Here is a 19,364-nt window from a genome sequence, read left to right as displayed (position 1 = left end):
GGCCGGTATTTTAACCTGTGGGCATGTACAATAGCACCCCATGCACAGCACTACCCTACATGCCGACAACCGCGCCGAAGTGGCCGCCGCGCTGGCGCAAGACCGTCTGGTCGTGGCCTGCCTGTGCGCCGCCTGGTGCGGCACCTGCGCTTCCTACCGCGCGGCTTTCGAGGAACTGGCGAGCCGCCACCCGGACAAATATTTCCTGTGGGTCGATATCGAGGACCACGCCGACCTGGTGGGCGACCTCGATGTCGAGAACTTCCCTACCCTGCTGATCCAGCGCCACGACCACGTGGCCTTCTTCGGCACCATGCTGCCGGACCCGAACGTGGCGCACCGCCTGGTCGAAGCCCAAGCGGAACTCAGCGACGAGGAACTGGCGCGCCAGGCCGCATCCACCCCCGAACGCCGCCAATGGCAGCAGGAGTGCAACCTGCGCGCGCTGCTAGGCTAATTTCAACGGCAGGCTGCGCAGCCGCTGGCCGGTCAGCGCAAACACCGCATTGGCTACCGCCGGCGCCACCGGCGGCGTGGGCGGTTCGCCGACGCCGCTCGGGCGCTCCGTGCTGAGGGTGATGATGGTCTCCACCTGCGGCACCACATTCATGCGCGGCACCGGGAAATCGTGGAAGTTGGTCTGCACCACCTTGCCGTCCTTGATCGTAATCTCGCCGTCCAGCGCCGCCGACAGGCCGAACACCACGCCCGACTCCACCTGCTGCGCCACCAGGTTGGGATTGACCACCAGGCCGCAGTCGATCGCGCACACCACGCGGTGCACGCGGATCTGCTTGTCCTGCACCGACACTTCCGCCACCTGGGCCACGATGGTGCCGAAGGACTGGTGCAGCGCCACGCCGTGCGCGCGCCCCTCCGCCGGCTTGCCCGCTTTGGCCACCGCCGCATTCAGCACCGCCAAATGGCGCGGATGGTTGATCAGCATGGTGCGGCGGAATTCCACCGGGTCTTTGCCGGCCGCGCTGGCCATTTCGTCGACAAAGCTCTCCTTGAAGAAGGCATTGTGCGAGTGGCCCACCGCACGCCAGTTCCCCAGCGGCACCGCGCTGTCCACCGCCACGTGGCTGATGCGCTGGTTGGGAATCTCGTACTGCATGTCGTACAGGCCTTCGGAGGTATGCTTCTCCGGCCCCATGCCCGGCAAGCCCAGGTTGCGCTCGATGAACTGGTGCACCAGCACGCCGCTCGCGCTACGCGCATCCCAGGCCACGATATTGCCGGCGCCATCCAACCCGGCCTCCAGGCGCGCCACCGCCGCCGGGCGGTAGACGTCGTGCGTCATATCGTCCTCGCGGGTCCAGATCACCTGCACCGGCGCACCCTTGGTTTCGCGCGCGATGGCGACGGCTTGCGCCACCATGTCCGCCTCCAGCCGGCGGCCAAACCCGCCGCCCAGCAAATGCTCGTGCAGGATCACGTCGTCCTCGCCGACGTCGGCCACGCGCGCTGCGGCGCGCACGGCGAAGGTGGAGGACTGGGTGCCCAGCCACAGGTGCACCTTGCCATCCTTGACCTGGGCCGTGCAATTGACCGGCTCCATGGTGGCATGGGCCAGGAAAGGCGCACGGTATTCGGAGCGGATAGTGCGCAGGGCATCCTTGGCCTTCTCCATCTCGCCCACGGTGTAGTAGGTAAAGCCGTCGTCATTGGCCAGCGCCGCCGACAGCTCGGCATATATCTTCTCGCTCGACAGGGAGCCGTTGCCGCCGTCGTTCCAGCGCACCGGCAAGGCGGCTGCCGCCTGGCGCGCCTGCCAGAAGGTGCGCGCCACCACCGCCACGCCGGCGCCCGCGCCGGAGTTCTTCGGTAAGGCGCCGCTGAAATCGATCACGGCCAGCACGCCCGGCATGCCGCTCACTTCGCCCGGACTGATGCCCTGCACCGTGCCGCCCACGTAGGGCGACATGCGCAGCGCCGCATAGACCATGCCTTCCGGTCGCGCGTCGATGCCGTATTTGGCCGTGCCCTCGGACTTGATGCGCGAATCGCGCCTCGGCAGCGGCTGGCCGATCAGGCGGAAGCTGTGCGGGTCTTTGAGTTTGACTTCATGCGGCTGGCCCAGCGCGGCGCGCGCCGCCAGGGTGCCGTAGCCGGCCTGGCGCTTGCTGATATCGTGATACAGCACGCCGTTTTCGGTGCGTACCTGCGCATGCGGCACCTTCCATTCGCGCGCCGCTTCCGCCACCAGCAAGGCACGCGCCGTGGCGCCCGCTTCGCGCATCGGCTCCCAGGCGTCGGCCACGCTGGACGAACCGCCGGTGATGATGATGCCCAGCTCGCGCCCGACTTTCTCCAGCATACGCGTTGCCACGCGCCGCGTCTGGCCCATATCGTCCGGGTGGAAATGCCAGTTGTCGTGCATGACGGCCAGGTTGCTGTAGATCTTGTCGACCGGCGCCTGGATCAATTTGATCGCATCCAGCGCCACATCGAGTTCCTCCGCCACCAGCATGGCCAGCGCGGTATGCACGCCCTGCCCCATTTCCGCGCGCGGCATGGCCAGCTGCACGCTGCCGTCCGGCGCGATGGCGATCCAGCCATTCAGCGGCACCGCGCCATTTTCCACGGGCAGCGGCTCCCTGCCGCGCAAACGCTGGCGCGGCGGCATCACGCCCCAGCCGACCACCATGGCGCCGGCAACGGCAACACCGCTCAGCAAAAAGCGGCGGCGGGTAAGTTTCTTCGGTTGCAGCATATTGTTCTCGTTATGGCAGCCAGCGCTGCAGCAGGTCGTCCGGCATCACCGGGCGGCTGTAGTAAAAACCCTGCGCCTGGTTGCAGCCATGGCGCAGCAGGAAGGCCGCCTGCTGCTCCGTCTCCACGCCTTCCGCGATGACGGACAGGTTCATGCTGCGGCCCAGCTGGATAATGGCGATGGCGATGGCCTCGTCGTTGACGTCGGTCGAAATGTCCTTGATGAAGGAGCGGTCGATCTTCAGGGTTTGCACCGGCATCTGCTTCAGGTAGGCCAGCGAGGAGTAGCCGGTGCCGAAATCGTCGATCGCCAGCGACACGCCCACCGCGTGCAAGTCGTTGATGAAGGCCAGCGCATCGCCCGTGTTCATAATGACCGATTCGGTCACCTCCAGCTGCAGGCGGTGCGGCTCCAGGCCGGTCTCGCGCAGGATCTCGGCCACGGTGCCGACCATGCTGCCGCGTTCGAACTGTTTGGCCGACAGGTTGACCGCGATCTTGGGCACCACCAGGCCCGCTTCCTGCCAGCGCACCATCTGGCGGCAAGCCTCGACCAGCACCCACTGGCCCAGCTGGTTGATGAAACCCGTATCCTCCGCCAGCGGGATGAAGCGATTCGGCGGCACCAGGCCCAGCTCGGGATGGTTCCAGCGCACCAGCGCCTCCACGCCCAGCAGCTTGCCGGTATCGATTTCCACCTGCGGCTGGAAGTTGAGGAAGACCTCCTCCTTCTCGATCGAGCGGCGCAGGTAGGTCTCCAGGCGCAGGCGCTCGACGCCCTCGCCCGTCATGGATGGCTGGTAGAAGCGGTAGCCGTTGCGGCCGCGCGCCTTGGCCTGGTACATGGCCACGTCGGCATTGCGGATCAGCATATTCAGGTCGCTGGCATCGGTCGGGAACACCGAGATGCCGACCGAACAGGTCACGAACAGCTCGTGGCCCGCCACCATGAACGGATGCTCGAACATGGCCACCAGCTTTTCGGCCACCTGGCCGGCGCCGTACTGGCCTTCCACATCCTCCAGCAGGACGATGAATTCGTCGCCCCCCAGGCGCGCCAGGGTATCGCCTTCGCGCAGCTTGTCCGACAGCGCGTGCGCCACCTGTTTCAGCAGCTCGTCGCCGATGTGGTGGCCCAGCGTGTCGTTGACGTTCTTAAAGCGGTCCAGGTCGATGAACAGCAGCGCCAGCTGCTCGTTGCCGCGCACCGAGCGCTGGATGGCGTGCTGCAGGCGGTCGTGGAACAGCAAGCGGTTCGGCAGCTGCGTGAGCGGGTCGTGGTGGGCCAGGTGGTCCAGCTTTTCCTGCGACTCCTTGACCAGGGTGATGTCGCTGAACACGCCCACATAGTGCGTGGTCAGGCCGCGCGTATCGCGCACGGCGGTCAGGGTCAGCCACTCCAGGTACAACTCGCCGCTCTTGCGTTCGCTCCAGATTTCACCGCGCCAGTAGCCGTGTTCCACCAGCTCCTTCCACAGCGCGGCGTGGAATTGTTCGTCGTGGCGGCCGGAACGCGTCAGGCCACGGTCGCGGCCCAGCGACTCGGCCTCGGTGTAGCCGGTGATCTGGGTGAAGGCCGGGTTGACGGCCACGATCACGCCCTTGTCGTCGATCACCATCACGCCGTCCGCAATGTGTTCCAGCACGGTGGCCGACAGGCGCAGTTTTTCCTCCGCCTCCTTGCGCGCGGTGATGTCCGCATACACCCAGATCGAGCCTTCGTTCGGGCGGTTCTGGTCGATGGCGCAACCGGACACCATGCACCAGAACAGCGAACCGTCCTTGCGGCGGTAATGGCGCTCCTCGCTGAAATACTCGCCGCTTTGCAGCGACGGATACTGGCGCGCGCCGGCGGACTCGAAGTCAAACGCGGTCGGGAAGACAATGGCGGTGGAGGCGCCGATCATCTGGCCCGGTTCATAGCCGAACAAATCCTCGCAGCGGCGGTTAACCGAGACGATGCTGCGGTGGCGCACGAACATCACGCCGAACATCACGTTGTCCAGGATTGCGCTCTGCTCGGCCAGCAGGCCTTCGATGCGCATTTCATTGTGCTTGCGCTGGCTGATATCGGAAATGATGCCATCCACCCACGGCGCGCCGCCGGTTTCCACCGGCTGCGGCTGGCCGTTCTCGGCCACCCAGCGCTCGGTGCCGGTGGAGTCGATGATGCGGTATTCGATTTCGTAAGGCTTGCCGTCCTGGATCGCCTGCACCACCGCGCGGCGCTGGCGTTTGCGGTCTTCCGGGCAAATCAGGTTGGCCCAGGCGTGCGTGGTGCTGCGCATGAATTGCGCGGCCGAATAGCCGGAAATGTCTTCAATCGCATCCGACACGAAATCAATCGGCCCGTCCGGACGGAAACGGAATACCGCGCCCGGCACCTGGGTCACGATGGTGCGGAAGCGCTCCTCGCGCTGGGCGATGTCCTCGAACAGGTGTTTGATCGCCACCCGCATCTGGTCCAGTTGTCCGGCCAGGCGCCCCAACTCATCGCTGCCGCTCAATTCCATGCGCGTTTCGAAATCGCCGTGCGACAGGCGGTCGGAGAAGCGCATCAGTTTGCGCAAGGGCTTCAGCAGGCGCTGGTTCAGGAACAATACAATCAGCAGCAGCGACACGGTGAGCTGGGCCGCCAGCACGAACACATAGGACAGCTGTTTCTCGCGCAGCTCCTGCTGCGAGCGCGCGTCGTCCATCTCCACCATGATCTTGCCGATCTTCTCGCCGCGCACCAGGATCTCGCGCTCGGCGCGCACCACATTACCGATGGCGCGCTTGGGCGCCTCAACGTGCATGAACTGGGTATCGGCCTGGCCGGTCACCTGCACTTGCAGCACCGAGCGGTCGCGCATCACGGATTCGACCAGCGAGTGGGCCGATTCCGCATTCATATTCCACAGGGATTCCTGCATGCCGAGGGCAAGGATGTCGGCATTGCGTTGCAGGGATTCGTTCAGCGCGGTCTGCGCCGACTTTTGCTCATGGACCCCGATCAGCAGGTAGCTGCCGATAATCGCCGGAATCACCAGGCCGCCGAATACCACCAGTAACAAGGCACCGTAGATGGACAAGCCATACAGTGCGCTCAGGCGGGACCTTAATTTGTTATAAAAATTCCGAGCCATGCAAGCGGGTTCTGGTGGAAAAGATTATCCAGCAGCAATTATGCACGTAACTTGGTATGATCGCCACTCTATATCAGGAGGAGTTCCCCTATGTCGTTTTCTATGTATTCCGCGTCGATCCCGGCGTTCCGCCAGATCCTGGGCAGCCTGCTGTCCATCCTGGACAAAGCCGAGGCTCATATCGAGGAAAAGAAGCTCGACCCGAATGCGCTGTTGCAGTTCCGCCTGTTCCCGGACATGCTGCCATTTACCCGCCAGATCCAGATCGCGGCCGATTTCGCCAAAGGCGCGGGCGCCCGCCTGGCCGGCGCGGATGTGCCGGCGTTTGAAGATACTGAAAAGACCATTGGTGAACTGAAGCTGCGCATCCAGCGTACGCTGACGTTCCTGGATTCCCTGCCGCGCGAGGCGATTGAGGGTTCGGCGCAGCGCGCCATCACCACCGGTAGTGGCGAAAAGACCAAACATTGGGTGGGGCAGGAGTATTTGATGCATTACGCGCTGCCGCACTTCTATTTCCATGCCACGACGGCTTACAACATCTTGCGCCATAACGGGCTGGAAGTTGGGAAGAAGGACTATATCGGGTCGTGGAAGGCTGAGTAACCCGGTCCGGATTTCGGGTGGAGGCAGTTGATTTTTGGCGAAAGCCATGCCCCATAACCAAGTCCGGGACCGCTGCATCGCAGGGGTCAGGCACTCGTGCCTGACCCCGCCTTACCGGGTTTCAGGAATTTCGCCGCGGATACCCCTGCGCCAGAATCCGCTCCCACACCCGCTCCTTCTCCTCCGCACTCATGGCCACCCAGTGCGCGACCTCGATATAAGTGCGCCCACAGCCCCGGCAAATCTCATCAAAGGTAGTGGAGCACACCGCCACGCAAGGCGTATCCGGCCGCTCCGGCAACTTCTGGTCCGCCATCACTTGACCTTCAAGCCCAGCTTATCCCAGCCCTCGTGGCCGAGCTTCTGCATGGTCTCGATATTCTTCTCAAAGATATCCTCGGCCTCCGGGAAGGCCTCCACCGCACGGTCGATCGACGCCTCGCGCAGCAGATGCAAGGTCGGATAAGGCGAACGATTGGTGTAGTTTGAAATATCGTTCCGGTCCGTATCCGCAAACTGGTACTGCGGATGGAAGCTCGCCACCTGCAGCTCCCCGTCCAGCATCAACTCCTCCAGCGCCGCGTCGGCCACGTCCAGGAACTCGTTGTAATCCTCAAAATCCTGCAGCACCAGCGGATGGATCAGCAAAGCGGTATCCACCAGGTCCGGGTCTTCCGCCGCCAGGAACTCCAGCTCCTTGATCAAGTCCTCCAGCAGCTCCTCCGGCGTCGCCGCCTCCGACACCACATACCGCACCTGCTTCTTCACATGCACCGCTTTGGCAAACGGGCACAGGTTCAGGCCGATGACCGCCTTCTCCAGCCACTGCTCGGTGTCAGCGATAACCTCTTCATAATCCACACGGGTGTTGCTCATTTATTACATCCAAAATCGTTATCCAAGGCACCAATTATATAGCCAGTTCGACATAATTATCCAAGAAAATCAGGCACATAGCGAATTTCTTCTTGACTCTGCAGGGTTTCGACCCTACACTCCGGCCTTAGATAGTCCGTCCATTGTTTCTTGACGACAACAGCGAAACACCATGCAAGATAGACTGAAAATTGCCGTCCTGACCGCCCTGGCGCTATGCGCTGCGATCCCGACCGCCTCCTCCCTGGCAGCGACCGAAGCCGCGAAATCCGTGGTGCTTCAAGTGCCTGCCGTCGAAGAATACAAAGAAACCGATGTCTGGGGCCGCATCCGCTCCGGCTACGCCATTCCCGATGTAAACAACGCCCTGGTCAGCAAGCACGTCAAGTGGTATGCCGACCGCCAGGATTACATCAACCGCACCGTCGGCCGCGCCTCGCTCTACCTGTTCCACGTGGTGGAAGAGCTGGAAAAGCGCAATATGCCGACCGAGCTGGCCCTGCTGCCCTTCATCGAATCCGCCTTCAACCCGCAAGCCCTGTCCACCGCCAACGCGGCCGGCCTGTGGCAGTTCGTGCCGGGCACCGGGCGTGATTACGACCTGAAGCAGAACGCCTTCAAGGACGACCGCCGCTCCGTGCTGGCCTCGACCGACGCCGCCCTCAGCTACCTGCAGCGCCTGTACACCATGTTCGGCGACTGGCACCTGGCCCTGGCCGCCTACAACTGGGGCGAAGGCAATGTGCAGAAAGCCATCAAGCGCAACCAGGCTGCCGGCAAGCCAACCGATTTCGAAAGCCTGGCCGAGCACATGCCGGCCGAGACCCGCAACTACGTGCCCAAGCTGCAGGCGGTGAAGAACATCGTCGCCCATCCGGCGCAGTATAGCGTGAACCTGCCGGTGATCGACAACGAGCCCTATTTCACCGCGATCGCCAAGACGCGCGACATCGACCTGGCCCTGGCCGCCAAACTGGCCGAGATCTCGGTGGATGAGTTCAAGGCCCTGAACCCGCAATTCAAAAAGCCGGTGATTACCGGCGGCGAACAGACCAAGATCCTGCTGCCAACCGAAAACGCGGAAAAGTTCACCACCAACCTGGCCTCCTGGACCAACGCCCTGTCGAGCTGGACCACGCACAAGATCAGCAGCGCCCGCGAAAGCATCGCCTCCCTGGCCCGCAGGTTCGGCACCACGCCGGACGCCATCCGCCAGGCCAACAATATCCCGAACAAATCGGTGCTGAAAGCCGGCTCCACCATTCTGGTGCCGAGGATTTCCGCCAACGGCCCGGACATTTCAGTCGAAGCGATTGAGAACGCCGCCCTGGCAGTTGAAGCCGAGCGCGCCGGTCCAAAACGCAGCAATTACCGCCAGGCTTCCTCCTCCCGCAGCGAGTCCAAGCCGGCAGTCAGCCTGGTCAAGCCACGCATCAAGCGTGACGCGGCTGGCAAAACCAAGTCCCGCCGCAACAACTAAAACGGCTGTACCAGCCCGCCGCCCTCTTGCCAAACTTGCAGGGGTGGCGGCAGCGCGTTTACAATCCCGTTCTTGCGGTATAACCCCATTGGAGTAGATATGGCTTTCTTGCAAGGCAAAAAAATCCTGATTACTGGCGTCCTGTCCAACCGTTCCATCGCCTACGGCATTGCCAAAGCAGCCCACCGCGAAGGCGCCGAACTGGCTTTCACCTACGTTGGCGAGCGCTTCAAAGACCGCATCACTGAATTCGCCGCCGAATTCGGCAGCAATCTGGTCTTCGACTGCGACGTCTCCAGCGACGAGCAGATCGCCAACCTGTTCACCGACCTGGCCAAGAGCTGGGACAGCCTGGACGGTTTCGTACACGCCATCGGCTTCGCCCCGCGCGAAGCGATTGCCGGCGAATTCCTGGACGGCCTGTCGCGTGAAAACTTCCGCATCGCCCACGACATTTCCGCTTACAGCTTCCCGGCCATGGTGAAAGCCGCCCTGCCGCTGCTGAAGCCAGGCTCCTCCGTGCTGACCCTGTCCTACCTGGGCGCGGTGCGCGCGATCCCTTACTACAACACCATGGGCCTGGCCAAGGCATCGCTGGAAGCGTCCGTGCGTTACCTGGCCGAGAACCTGGGCCAGCACGGCATCCGTTCCAACGGCATTTCCGCCGGCCCGATCAAGACCCTGGCAGCCTCCGGCATCAAAGACTTCAGCAAGCTGCTCGGCTTCGCCGCCGGCCACGCCCCGCTGCGCCGCAACGTGACCATTGAAGAAGTCGGCAACGCCGCCGCCTTCCTGCTGTCCGACCTGTCCTCCGGCATCACCGGCGACATCATGTACGTCGACGGCGGCTTCTCGCACGTCATGGGCCTGAACTCCAGCGACTACGAGTAAAAAACTCAAGGTCAAAATTCGGGGTCAGGTCTGACAATCGGACAAAATGTCCGATTGTCAGACCTGACCCCGAATTTTTTTAATTTGACAACTCAGCAAGGTGAGACTAAAGTGATATCACTTTGATTTAACCTCTTGGGATTGATCATGACCCGTAACGAAAAGCCGTTCTCGTCTTACAGTGGATATCTGGTATTGACCGTGGTGGTTATGCTGGCGATCCTCGCGTTCCTGATGGCGCGCGCATTCCAGCCATTGCTGGCTGGACTTTGTGTGCTGCTGGCGATATTCCTGGCGCCCGGGCTCTATATGCTGCAGCCGAATGAAAGCGCCCTGCTCACCTTGTTTGGCCAATACATCGGCACCGACCGCAGCGAGGGCCTGCGCTGGGCCTTCCCTCTCTACCGCAAGCAGCGCCTGTCACTGCGCGCGCGCAACCTGAATGCGCCAACCTTGAAGGTGAACGACAAGCGCGGTAATCCGGTCGAGATTTCGGCGGCGATTGTGTGGCGCGTGCAGGATACGGCGCAGGCGATCTTCGATGTCGATGATTTTGAGCGTTACGTGGCGGTGCAGGCGGAAGCGGCCATCCGCCACCTGGCCTCGCGCTATGCCTACGATGACGGCGAGGACCTGGCGCAGGGAGAATTGACGCTGCGCTCCGGGATGGATGAAGTGTCGCAGGCGCTCAAGACCGAATTGCAGGAACGCTTCCGCGCCGCCGGCGTGGAGACGATCGATGCCAAATTAACCCACCTGGCTTACGCGCCCGAAATCGCCCAAGTCATGCTGCGCCGGCAGCAGGCGGAAGCGATCGTCAGTGCCCGCACCCGCATCGTGCACGGCGCGGTGAGCATGGTGGAGGCAGCGCTGCAAAGCCTGGCTGAACGCGAAATCGTCGAGCTGGATACGGAACGCAAAGCCGCCATGGTCAGCAACCTGCTGGTGGTGCTGTGTTCGGACAAAGAGACCCAGCCCATCGTCAACACCGGCACCCTATATAACTAAGCACCATGGCCAGCCCCGGCAAAAAAGCCTTCCCGCTGCGTATCGATCCCGCCCTGTGGGAGGAATTGCAGCGCCTGGCCGCCCAGGACTTGCGCAGCGTGAACGCGGAAATCGAGTTCCTGCTGCGCGAGTCACTGGCGCGCCGGGGCATCAAAGTGAAGGCGTCGCGCGAAGCGCCGCCGGACGACTAACGCTACAATATTGCTCTGCCGCAAACGCCAGCATAAATCTACCGCCGAGCGGCGAATTCATGTATAATTCACTTCTTGTGCGCTGCAACACACTTAACGCAGCTGTAATAAAAACACAAACAGCAGCTTCGCGAACCTACCGCCGCATCCCCAAACACTGGATGCCGCTTTAAAAAGCCCCCCCGCCTTGCGTGTCGTAGTCCAATGACACCGTCCCGGCGCAAAGCTTTTGTGCCGAAATTTCTATACAAAATAGAGTCGTTTCGTTTTGGTTTAGCGTAGCTTTTTTTCGCTTTTTACGAAAGATATACATGACTTTTGAAGCACTTGGTCTCAACACGTCCCTCCTCAACGCACTGACCGCCTCCGGCTACACGAAGCCGACCCCGGTCCAGGAGCAGGCATTGCCTGCGGCGATGGCTGGCCAGGACCTGTTGGTTTCCTCGCAAACTGGCTCCGGCAAGACCGCAGCCTTCATGCTGCCTTCACTGCATCGCCTGGCGGAAGCCGGCGCGTCCGGTCCAGCCGGCAAGACCGCAGCCCAGGAAGCACAGTCGGCGCGCGCCCGTGGCGAGCGTCCACGCTTCCGCCCGGCACAGCCAAAAATGCTGGTGCTGACCCCGACCCGCGAACTGGCCCTGCAGGTCACCACCAATACCGACAAGTACTGCTCCAACCTGCGCCATATCCGCGCGGTGGCGATCCTGGGCGGCATGCCTTACCCGAAGCAGATGCAACTGCTGGCGAAGAATCCTGAAATCCTGGTCGCCACCCCGGGCCGCCTGATCGACCATATGGAGCAGGGCAAGATCGACTTCTCCCAGCTGCAGATCCTGGTGCTGGACGAAGCCGACCGCATGCTGGACATGGGCTTCATCGAAGACATCGACAAGATCGTCGCCGCCACCCCTGATTCGCGCCAGACCATGCTGTTCTCGGCAACCCTGGAAGGCGTGGTAGGCAGCATGGCCCGCCGCATCACCAAGGATCCGCAGACCATCAAGATCAACGGCACCACCACCAAGCACGAGAACATCTCGCAGCGCGTGCACTTCGTGGACGACCTGTCGCACAAGAACCGCCTGCTGGACCACCTGCTGCGCGACGAAACCATGGACCAGGCGGTGGTCTTCACCGCCACCAAGCGCGATGCCGACACCATCGCCGACCGCCTGAACATCGCCGGCTTCTCCGCCGCTGCGCTGCACGGCGACATGCACCAGGGCGCGCGTAACCGCACCCTGGACGGCCTGCGCCGCGGCAACGTGAAGGTGCTGGTAGCGACCGACGTCGCTGCACGCGGTATCGACGTGCCGAACATCACCCACGTGTTCAACTACGACCTGCCTAAGTTCCCTGAGGACTACGTGCACCGCATTGGCCGTACCGGTCGCGCTGGCCGCAACGGTGTCGCAGTTTCGCTGGTGAACCACGCGGAAAACATGCTGGTGCGCCGCATCGAGCGCCTGACCCGTCAACCGATTCCGGTGGAAGTGGTTGAGGGCTACGAGCCTAAGCGCGCCGCAGCGCCACGCGCCGCCGGCCGTCCAAGCTGGAAACCAGGCGATGGCCGCAACGCCAAGCCGGGCCAGCGCTCGTTCTCGAACCCGCGTCCGGAAGGCGGCCACTATCGCAGCGAAGGCAACTCCTTCGGCGGCGAGCGTAAAGAAGGCGGCTTCCGTACCGAAGGCGGCTTCCGTGGCGGCGATCGCAACGAAGGCGGCTTCCGCAATCGCAACGAAGGCGGCTACCGTGCTGAAGGCGGTTTCCGTGCCGAGCGTCCGGCTGGCGGTGGTTTCCGCCCTGAGGGCAGCTTCCGCGCCGAGCGTCCGGCCGAAGGCGGCTTCCGCAAGGAAGGCGCTGGCTCCCGCGAACGCGGCGAAAGCACTTTCCGCAACCGTGATCGCGATGCCGGCGGCTTCAAGGGCCCGCGCGCCGATGCGCCGCGTCGTCCTTGGGGTGACCGTTAAACCGTAAAACCTGGAAACCAGAGTCAGGCCCGGAGGGTCTGACCCTGTCTCCTAAGGCCGCCTGGGGTAACCTGGCGGCCTTTTTCATTTGTACGTCAGCGAACAGAGCGGCGCCCCATTCAGCGCGACACTGCGGGCATGAGATCCATCCTGATTGCCTTCCTGTTAGCCAGCACGGGCGCGCACGCCGCCACGGATTCGCCCTCCCCCATCGTGCGCGCCCAAGTGCTGCTGGATCGGACCAATTTTTCGCCGGGCCAGGTCGATGGTGCTGCCGGCAGCAATATGCGGCAAGCCTTGCTGGGCTTCCAGCGTGCGCGCGGCTTGCCGGAAACGGGCAAGCCGGACCAGGCGACGCTGGCGGCGCTGGACGATGGCCAGCCGGTGCTGGCCGCCTACACCGTGAGCGAGGCCGATGTGGCCGGGCCCTTCGCGCCGGTGCCGGAGGATATGGCGGAGAAGGCGACATTGCAGGCGCTGGGTTTCGCCGACGTGGCGGAGGCGCTCGGCGAACGCTTCCACGCCAGCCCGGGGCTACTGCGCAAGCTCAATCCCGGCAAGGATTTCGCACAGGCGGGCGCACAAATCATGGTGCCGAATACCGCTGCGGCGCGCGCCTTGCCAAAAGCGGCAAGCATCGTGGTGGACCGCAGCGACGGCACCTTGTCCCTGCTCGATGCGGACGGGCGCGTGCTCGCGCAAATGCCCGCCACCACGGGCAGCGAGCACGATCCGCTGCCGGTCGGGCAATGGAAGGTGAATGGCGTGGCGCGCAACCCGCCCTTCCACTACAACCCCAAGCTCTTCTGGGATGCGCGGCCGGGTGACAGCAAGGCCACCATCCCGCCAGGGCCGAACAATCCGGTTGGCGTGGTGTGGATTGACCTGTCGATCGACCATTACGGCATCCACGGCACCCCGGAGCCGGGCAAGATCGGCAAAACACAGTCGCACGGCTGCATCCGGCTTACCAATTGGGACGCGGCGCGCGTGGCCGATGCGGTGGGGCCGGGAACGCCAGTCGTGCTGCAAGAGTGAAGGAGCGCGCCATGAGGCCTTTGGGTATATTCGGGACACTGGTGGTCGGCATCGTACTGGGCTCGGCAGGGACGTTGCTGCTGCTTAGCCGCGTGCCGCTCGACAGCCCAAAAACAGCGGCCATCAGTGCTGCGGAAACGGGCGACAGCAAACCGCGCGTCGCCGGCGCCGGCAAGGCATCCGGCGACGCGCTGGCCGGCATGCACGTGGCGGAAAGCAGCGGCGGCGGCACGTCCCTGCTGATCCCCGTGGCCGGCGTGAAACCGGCGCAACTCCGCGACACCTACAGCCAGCCGCGCGGCGATGAACGGATGCATGAAGCGCTCGACATCGTGGCGCCGGCCGGCACGCCCGTCCATGCGGTGGCGGACGGGCGCGTGGTTAAGCTGTTCAACAGCAAGCCGGGCGGTCTGACCATCTACCAGTTCGACCCCAGCGAAAAATACTCCTACTACTATGCCCACCTGGAGCGCTATGCGGACACGCTCATCGAAGGCCAGCACGTGCGGCGCGGCGATGTCATCGGCTACGTCGGCGCCACCGGCAATGCCGATCCGGCCACGCCGCACCTGCACTTCGCCATGTATGAGCTGGGACCGGAAAAGAACTGGTGGCAGGGCAAACCAATCAATCCCTACCCGCTGCTTGGTTACCAGTGACGCACGCGCCCCGTGTCCAGATGCACGAACTGTGAGGTCGGGTAGTAACCCACGCCGCCGCCCTTGAGCGCCAGGGCCGCCTTGTGCAGGCGCCCCAACTCACGCCCGGGGATGCGCACATCGATCGCCTTCCCTTCCAGGTGCATGCTGTGCTTCGCCACCCCGCCGCTGGCCTCCGCCAGCTTGCGGTTGCTCTCCGGCGAGCGATAGCCCGAAATCACATGGATCACTTCATGGTTGCTGAACTGGGCGCTGACGCGGTCCAGCAGGAGCAGCAGTTCGGTATCGATCGGCGCCACCTTGTCGTTGCGGTGGTCGCGCAGCAGGCGGTTGATGTCCTGCAGCGCCTCCGGAATGAACTGGCCATCCGCCCAGAACATGGTGCGCAAAGTCTCGCCGGTATGCGTGTTGTAAAAGCGCAGGCTGCGCTCGTGCGGCGCGGCAATGGCGGCGCGGGCCATGGACGGCAGGGCCAAGGCCGAGGCCACGGCGACGGAACTCTTGAGGAAGGATCGGCGTTGGTTCATAGCTTCCAGCTTACCGCTGACGCCGATTCCATGTTTTTATGGCGCGCGGAAAGAAGTTTCTATATACTTGACCACTCAAGCACTTTTCAATGAATAGTCATGGATAACGCACTCGAGTTTTGCCTGCGCCTGGCGCGCGCCCACGCCACCATCATCCGCCGCCTGGATACGGTCCTGGGCGGCCACCACGGCCTGAGTTTCAGCGACTTCACCCTGCTGCAAAGCCTGGCCAACGCGCCGGGCGGTCGCCTGCGCCGCGTTGACCTGGCCGAGCGCCTGGGGCTGACCGCATCCGGCGTGACGCGCACCCTGCTGCCGCTGGAGAAAACCGGCTGGGTGGCGCGCCAGGCCGACGAACGCGATGCGCGCGTCGGCTACGCCGTCATCACCGCCGCCGGCCACGCGCTGCTGGATAACGCCCAGCGCACCGCCGCCGAATACGCGGCCGACCTGATGCGCCATTCCAGCGATGAGGAGCTGGCGCCGCTGAACGCGGTGCTGGCCAACCTGACAGGTCACAAGCAATGAGGCCCAGCCTGAAAACCAATGCCAATTTCCGCTGGCTGATGGCGGGCGGCATCCTCTCCATGCTGGGCGACCAGTTCACCCTGATCGCCCTGCCCTGGCTGGTACTGATGCTGACCGGCGACCCGCTCTCGCTCGGCCTGGTGCTGGCCTTGCTGGGTGCGCCGCGCGCGATATTCATCCTGCTTGGCGGCGCGCTGGTCGACCGCTATTCGCCGCAGCGCGTCTTCATGCTGACCAAGTACGCCAGCGCTTTGCTGCTGGGCGCTCTGGCGGCGCTGACCCTGGCCGGTGCCGCCACGCTGCCGCTGGTGTACGCGCTCTCGCTCGGCATCGGCCTGGCGCAGGCCTTTGCCTATCCCTCGGGCTCCTCGATCATGCCGCGCGCCATTCCCCCGGAATTGCTGCAGGCGGCGAACGGCGCCCTGATGGGCGTGCGCCAGGTCGGCATGCTGGCGGGTCCGTTGCTGGCCGCGCTGCTGCTGGCTATGGGCGGCCATGCAGGCGGCGGGCCAAGCGGCATGTTCGCACTGGGCCTGGCGTTCGCCTTCGACAGCCTCACCTTCCTCGTCTCCGCGTGGACCTTGTCGAAGGTGGCGCCGTTGCCCGGCGCCCCGCAAGCGGTAGTGCACAATGTCTTGCGCGCCGTCGGCGAAGGCTTGCTCGCGGTCTGGCGCGACGTGGAAATGCGCACCTGCTTCGCCTATTGGGGCCTGGTCTCGGTACTGATCGGCGGAACCATGCAGGTGGCGTTGCCGGTGCTGGCCAAAGAGCGCCTGCACGACGGCTCCGCTTTCGGCATGCTGATGGCGGCGCACGGCGCAGGCATGCTGGCGGGGATGGCCTTCTCCGGCATGAGCGCGAAACGCCATGCCGGCAAGCCGCTGCGCATTGGCCTGCTGGCCTTGGGCGTGGACGCCATGGCGGGCTTGCTGGTCATTCCGCTCGGTCTGATCACGGCGGCCTGGCAAGGCGGCGTGCTGCTGCTGTCCCTCGGCGCGCTGGTGGGGCTGGTGCAGGTGGCGGTCTTCACCTGGATACAAAAACGCGTACAGCCGCAGATGATGGGGCGCACCATGAGCATCTTCATGTTCATCCTGTTCGGCCTGGCGCCGCTGTCGTCCGCCGCCACCGGCTGGATCATGCTGCATGTGACGCTGCCGCAAATGTTCGCCGGCGCTGGCGCCGTGCTGGTGCTTTGCGCTACGCTCGCGCTGTTGTTTACCCCGATGCGCCGCATCGTTACCGCTTAGGATTGCGACCATGGAAACCAAATGGCTTGAAGACTTTATCTCGCTGGTGGAAACGAATAGTTTCAGCCGCTCGGCGCAGCTGCGCCACGTGACGCAGCCGGCGTTCTCGCGGCGCATCCAGTCGCTCGAGAACTGGCTCGGCATGGACCTGATCGACCGCACCTCCTACCCGACGCGCGTGACGCCGGCCGGGCTGGTGTTCTACGAGCAGGCGCTGGAAATGCTTAGCCAGATCAACGGCGTGCGCGAGCTGTTGCGCGGCAAACGGGCGGCGGCGCAGAACAGTATCGACCTGGCGGTGCCGCACACCTTGTCGCTGACCTTTGTGCCGAAGTGGATCACGCAGCTGGAGGAGGACTTCGCGCCGATCAATTCGCGCCTGATGGCGCTGAACGTGCACGATGCGGTGCTGCAGCTGGTGGAAGGCGGTTGCGACCTGCTGCTGTGCTACCACCATCCGCGCCAGCCGGTGCAGCTGGACCCGGGGCGCTACGACATGCTGGTGCTGGGGCGCGAGGCGCTGCGTGCGTATGCGCGCTGCGATAAGGCGAAGCAGCCGGAGTTTGCGCTGCCGGGCCGGAAGGCGGCGCCGCTGCCCTTCCTTTCCTACACCACCAATGCGTACCTGGGGCGCATGGTTGACTTGGTGATGTCGGATGCGAAGCAGTCGCTGCATTTTGAGACCCACTACGAAACCGATATGGCGGAAGGGTTGAAGATGATGGCACTGGAGGGGCGCGGGATCGCGTTTTTGCCTGAGTCGGCGGTGACGCGGGAGGTCAAGCAGAAGCAGCTGGCGCCGGCCGATGGCGGGCGCGCTGAGTGGGGGATCGAGATGGAGATCCGGCTGTATCGTGAGCGGCCGAGCGCGCAGCGGCCGGGGAAGGCGATCGTGGGGCGGCTGTGGGAGCATTTGGCCGAGCGCCAGAAACCGGCATCGGCGAAGCGGCGGCTGCCGGCTTCGGACCGCTAACCCCGGTAAACCCGGGTCAGACCCAAGGGTCAGACCCTTGGGTCTGACCCAGGTTTACCGGGGTTAGCGGGGTTGTAGTTCCACTACCAAAACCAAGGTTATGCAAATTTTGCATAACCGGATGCGCACTCGGCATTGGCCTCGGGAATTGCACAGGAATAATATTCGCCGCGTTACCGAACAACTCAAGCGAGTCACACAATGACCAACCACGCCTTGCCTTCCTACCTCAACGCCGACGATCTCGGTCCATGGGGCCAGTACCTGAAACAGATCGACCGCGTCACTCCTCACCTGGGCGGCCTGTCCCGCTGGGTGGAAACCCTGAAGCGTCCAAAGCGCATCCTGGTTGTCGACGTGCCGATCGAGCGTGATGACGGTACCATTGCCCACTACGAGGGCTACCGCGTGCAACACAATATGTCGCGCGGCCCAGGTAAAGGCGGCGTGCGCTTCCACCAGGACGTGACCCTGTCCGAAGTGATGGCTCTTTCGGCATGGATGACGGTGAAAAACGCCGCCGTCAACGTGCCATACGGTGGCGCAAAGGGCGGCATCCGTGTCGACCCTAAGACCCTGTCCAAAGGCGAACTGCAGCGCCTGACCCGCCGCTACACCAGCGAGATCAGCCTGATCATCGGCCCGACCAAGGATATCCCGGCACCGGACGTCAACACCAACGAACAGGTGATGGCATGGATGATGGACTCCTACGCCATGATCGAAGGTAACCTGTCGACCGGCGTGGTTACCGGCAAGCCAATCTCGATGGGCGGCTCGCTGGGCCGTCGCGAAGCAACCGGCCGCGGCGTGTTCGTGACCGGCCGTGAAGCGGCAGCCAAGCGCGGCGTCGCCATCCAGGGCGCACGCATCGCCATCCAGGGCTTCGGCAACGTGGGCGGCATCGCTGCCAACATGTTCGCTGACGCTGGCGCCAAGATCATCGCCGTGCAGGATCACACCGGCACCGTGGTGCACCAGGGCGGCCTGAACGTGGCTGAACTGCACAAGCACGTAGCGGAAACCGGCGGCGTCGCTGGCTTCGCCGGTGCGGAAGCAACCCAGGACCGCGATTCCTTCTGGGGCATCGAGTCCGACATCCTGGTTCCGGCAGCGCTGGAACAGCAGATCACCGCCAAGAACGCCGGCCAGATCCGCACCAAGATCATCCTGGAAGGCGCCAACGGCCCGACCACTCCGGAAGCGGACGACATCCTGAACGAAAAAGACATCCTGATCGTTCCGGACGTGCTGTGCAACGCCGGCGGCGTGACCGTATCGTACTTTGAGTGGGTGCAGGACTTCTCCTCCTTCTTCTGGAGCGAGGAAGAGATCAACGCCCGCCTGACCCGCATCATGCAGGACGCATTCAACTCCGTGTGGGAAGTGTCGCAAGAGAAGAAGGTTTCGCTGCGTACCGCAACCTTCATCCTGGCATGCACCCGCGTGCTGGCTGCCCGCGAAGTTCGTGGCCTGTACCCATAATCACATAGCAAGCCGGGCGCCCGCGTAGCGCCCAGCAGC

At 63.7% G+C, this 19,364-nt stretch carries 18 protein-coding genes; 13 read left to right on the top strand and 5 right to left on the bottom strand.

Translation table 11 applies throughout. The features are described 5' to 3' along the window. Positions 1-40 precede the first annotated feature (40 nt). Positions 41-457, top strand: coding sequence for a thioredoxin family protein (locus GTP41_RS08825; RefSeq protein ID WP_161025205.1), 417 nt, complete (start codon positions 41-43; stop codon positions 455-457). Here GTP41_RS08825 and GTP41_RS08820 read toward each other — a convergent pair. Both GTP41_RS08820 and GTP41_RS08815 read right to left on the bottom strand, forming a co-directional pair. Further along, positions 449-2,716, bottom strand: a complete 2,268-nt coding sequence (locus tag GTP41_RS08820; RefSeq protein ID WP_161025204.1) for a xanthine dehydrogenase family protein molybdopterin-binding subunit — start codon at positions 2,714-2,716, stop codon at positions 449-451. The two genes, GTP41_RS08825 and GTP41_RS08820, sit on opposite strands and share 9 nt — an antisense overlap. Positions 2,717-2,726: 10 nt before the next feature. Next, entirely contained in the window at positions 2,727-5,843 is a 3,117-nt protein-coding gene (locus GTP41_RS08815; RefSeq protein ID WP_161025203.1) for an EAL domain-containing protein, read from the bottom strand. 90 nt (positions 5,844-5,933) lie between these two features. On the opposite strand from GTP41_RS08815, the gene GTP41_RS08810 reads away from it, so the two are divergent. Continuing rightward, positions 5,934-6,449: a DUF1993 domain-containing protein gene (locus tag GTP41_RS08810; RefSeq protein WP_161025202.1), complete on the top strand. Its 516-nt coding sequence runs from the start codon at positions 5,934-5,936 to the stop codon at positions 6,447-6,449. A gap of 121 nt (positions 6,450-6,570) precedes the next feature. On the opposite strand, the gene GTP41_RS08805 is transcribed toward GTP41_RS08810, so the two are convergent. Together GTP41_RS08805 and GTP41_RS08800 are read right to left on the bottom strand one after the other, a co-directional pair. Then, entirely contained in the window at positions 6,571-6,765 is a 195-nt protein-coding gene (locus GTP41_RS08805; protein WP_161025201.1) for a DUF1289 domain-containing protein, read from the bottom strand. Continuing rightward, positions 6,765-7,325 (bottom strand): DUF1415 domain-containing protein, encoded by a 561-nt coding sequence (locus GTP41_RS08800; protein WP_161025200.1) that lies wholly within the window; start codon positions 7,323-7,325, stop codon positions 6,765-6,767. Before GTP41_RS08800 ends, GTP41_RS08805 begins: the two co-directional genes overlap by 1 nt. Before the next feature lie 172 nt (positions 7,326-7,497). Here GTP41_RS08800 and GTP41_RS08795 point away from each other — a divergent pair, with 172 nt between their 5' ends. The 7 genes from GTP41_RS08795 (at position 7,498) to GTP41_RS08765 (ending at position 14,562) form a co-directional block, all read left to right on the top strand. After that, on the top strand, positions 7,498-8,805 hold the full coding sequence (locus GTP41_RS08795; RefSeq protein ID WP_161025199.1) for a transglycosylase SLT domain-containing protein: 1,308 nt from the start codon (positions 7,498-7,500) through the stop codon (positions 8,803-8,805). A gap of 99 nt (positions 8,806-8,904) precedes the next feature. Then, positions 8,905-9,696 carry an enoyl-ACP reductase FabI gene (gene fabI, locus GTP41_RS08790; protein WP_161025198.1) on the top strand — a complete coding sequence of 264 codons (792 nt, stop codon included), beginning with the start codon at positions 8,905-8,907 and terminating at the stop codon, positions 9,694-9,696. Positions 9,697-9,843: 147 nt separating this feature from the next. Continuing rightward, on the top strand, positions 9,844-10,704 hold the full coding sequence (locus GTP41_RS08785) for an SPFH domain-containing protein (protein ID WP_161025197.1): 861 nt from the start codon (positions 9,844-9,846) through the stop codon (positions 10,702-10,704). Positions 10,705-10,709: 5 nt separating this feature from the next. Next, positions 10,710-10,895, top strand: coding sequence for a type II toxin-antitoxin system antitoxin (locus GTP41_RS08780; protein ID WP_161025196.1), 186 nt, complete (start codon positions 10,710-10,712; stop codon positions 10,893-10,895). A gap of 311 nt (positions 10,896-11,206) precedes the next feature. Continuing rightward, a complete protein-coding gene (locus tag GTP41_RS08775; protein ID WP_161025195.1) occupies positions 11,207-12,865 on the top strand; it encodes a DEAD/DEAH box helicase in 1,659 nt (552 codons plus the stop codon). Between the two features lie 138 nt (positions 12,866-13,003). Continuing rightward, positions 13,004-13,903 (top strand): L,D-transpeptidase family protein, encoded by a 900-nt coding sequence (locus GTP41_RS08770; protein WP_161025194.1) that lies wholly within the window; start codon positions 13,004-13,006, stop codon positions 13,901-13,903. Positions 13,904-13,914: 11 nt separating this feature from the next. Further along, entirely contained in the window at positions 13,915-14,562 is a 648-nt protein-coding gene (locus GTP41_RS08765) for a M23 family metallopeptidase (protein WP_161025193.1), read from the top strand. Here GTP41_RS08765 and mepK read toward each other — a convergent pair. Continuing rightward, positions 14,553-15,089, bottom strand: coding sequence for a peptidoglycan L,D-endopeptidase MepK (mepK, locus tag GTP41_RS08760; protein ID WP_161025192.1), 537 nt, complete (start codon positions 15,087-15,089; stop codon positions 14,553-14,555). The genes GTP41_RS08765 and mepK overlap by 10 nt on opposite strands. 99 nt (positions 15,090-15,188) lie before the next feature. On the opposite strand from mepK, the gene GTP41_RS08755 reads away from it, so the two are divergent. From GTP41_RS08755 to GTP41_RS08740, 4 genes are all read left to right on the top strand, one after another. Then, positions 15,189-15,617, top strand: a complete 429-nt coding sequence (locus GTP41_RS08755) for a MarR family winged helix-turn-helix transcriptional regulator (RefSeq protein ID WP_161025191.1) — start codon at positions 15,189-15,191, stop codon at positions 15,615-15,617. Next, positions 15,614-16,867: an MFS transporter gene (locus GTP41_RS08750; protein WP_161025190.1), complete on the top strand. Its 1,254-nt coding sequence runs from the start codon at positions 15,614-15,616 to the stop codon at positions 16,865-16,867. Before GTP41_RS08755 ends, GTP41_RS08750 begins: the two co-directional genes overlap by 4 nt. 10 nt (positions 16,868-16,877) lie before the next feature. Beyond that, positions 16,878-17,840 (top strand): LysR substrate-binding domain-containing protein, encoded by a 963-nt coding sequence (locus GTP41_RS08745; protein ID WP_161025189.1) that lies wholly within the window; start codon positions 16,878-16,880, stop codon positions 17,838-17,840. Positions 17,841-18,041: 201 nt separating this feature from the next. After that, complete coding sequence (locus GTP41_RS08740) at positions 18,042-19,325, top strand: Glu/Leu/Phe/Val family dehydrogenase (RefSeq protein ID WP_161025188.1); 1,284 nt, start codon at positions 18,042-18,044, stop codon at positions 19,323-19,325. Positions 19,326-19,364: the final 39 nt, after the last annotated feature.

Source organism: Pseudoduganella guangdongensis (assembly GCF_009857475.1).
GTDB lineage: Bacteria > Pseudomonadota > Gammaproteobacteria > Burkholderiales > Burkholderiaceae_D > Rugamonas > Rugamonas guangdongensis.
The sequence above is the reverse complement of the archived record's forward strand: the minus strand, read 5'-3'. Positions and strand labels throughout refer to the sequence as shown.

Bases quoted from the DNA above. Each gene is read 5' to 3' on its own strand.
- GTP41_RS08820 (WP_161025204.1), bottom strand. From the start codon at position 2,716: ATGCTGCAACCGAAGAAACTTACCCGCCGCCGCTTTTTGCTGAGCGGT.
- GTP41_RS08740 (WP_161025188.1), top strand. From the start codon at position 18,042: ATGACCAACCACGCCTTGCCTTCCTACCTCAACGCCGACGATCTCGGT.
- GTP41_RS08765 (WP_161025193.1), top strand. From the start codon at position 13,915: ATGAGGCCTTTGGGTATATTCGGGACACTGGTGGTCGGCATCGTACTG.
- GTP41_RS08825 (WP_161025205.1), top strand. From the start codon at position 41: ATGCACAGCACTACCCTACATGCCGACAACCGCGCCGAAGTGGCCGCC.
- GTP41_RS08755 (WP_161025191.1), top strand. From the start codon at position 15,189: ATGGATAACGCACTCGAGTTTTGCCTGCGCCTGGCGCGCGCCCACGCC.
- GTP41_RS08775 (WP_161025195.1), top strand. From the start codon at position 11,207: ATGACTTTTGAAGCACTTGGTCTCAACACGTCCCTCCTCAACGCACTG.
- GTP41_RS08745 (WP_161025189.1), top strand. From the start codon at position 16,878: ATGGAAACCAAATGGCTTGAAGACTTTATCTCGCTGGTGGAAACGAAT.
- GTP41_RS08800 (WP_161025200.1), bottom strand. From the start codon at position 7,325: ATGAGCAACACCCGTGTGGATTATGAAGAGGTTATCGCTGACACCGAG.
- GTP41_RS08815 (WP_161025203.1), bottom strand. From the start codon at position 5,843: ATGGCTCGGAATTTTTATAACAAATTAAGGTCCCGCCTGAGCGCACTG.
- GTP41_RS08795 (WP_161025199.1), top strand. From the start codon at position 7,498: ATGCAAGATAGACTGAAAATTGCCGTCCTGACCGCCCTGGCGCTATGC.
- mepK (WP_161025192.1), bottom strand. From the start codon at position 15,089: ATGAACCAACGCCGATCCTTCCTCAAGAGTTCCGTCGCCGTGGCCTCG.
- GTP41_RS08810 (WP_161025202.1), top strand. From the start codon at position 5,934: ATGTCGTTTTCTATGTATTCCGCGTCGATCCCGGCGTTCCGCCAGATC.
- fabI (WP_161025198.1), top strand. From the start codon at position 8,905: ATGGCTTTCTTGCAAGGCAAAAAAATCCTGATTACTGGCGTCCTGTCC.
- GTP41_RS08780 (WP_161025196.1), top strand. From the start codon at position 10,710: ATGGCCAGCCCCGGCAAAAAAGCCTTCCCGCTGCGTATCGATCCCGCC.
- GTP41_RS08750 (WP_161025190.1), top strand. From the start codon at position 15,614: ATGAGGCCCAGCCTGAAAACCAATGCCAATTTCCGCTGGCTGATGGCG.
- GTP41_RS08785 (WP_161025197.1), top strand. From the start codon at position 9,844: ATGACCCGTAACGAAAAGCCGTTCTCGTCTTACAGTGGATATCTGGTA.
- GTP41_RS08805 (WP_161025201.1), bottom strand. From the start codon at position 6,765: ATGGCGGACCAGAAGTTGCCGGAGCGGCCGGATACGCCTTGCGTGGCG.
- GTP41_RS08770 (WP_161025194.1), top strand. From the start codon at position 13,004: ATGAGATCCATCCTGATTGCCTTCCTGTTAGCCAGCACGGGCGCGCAC.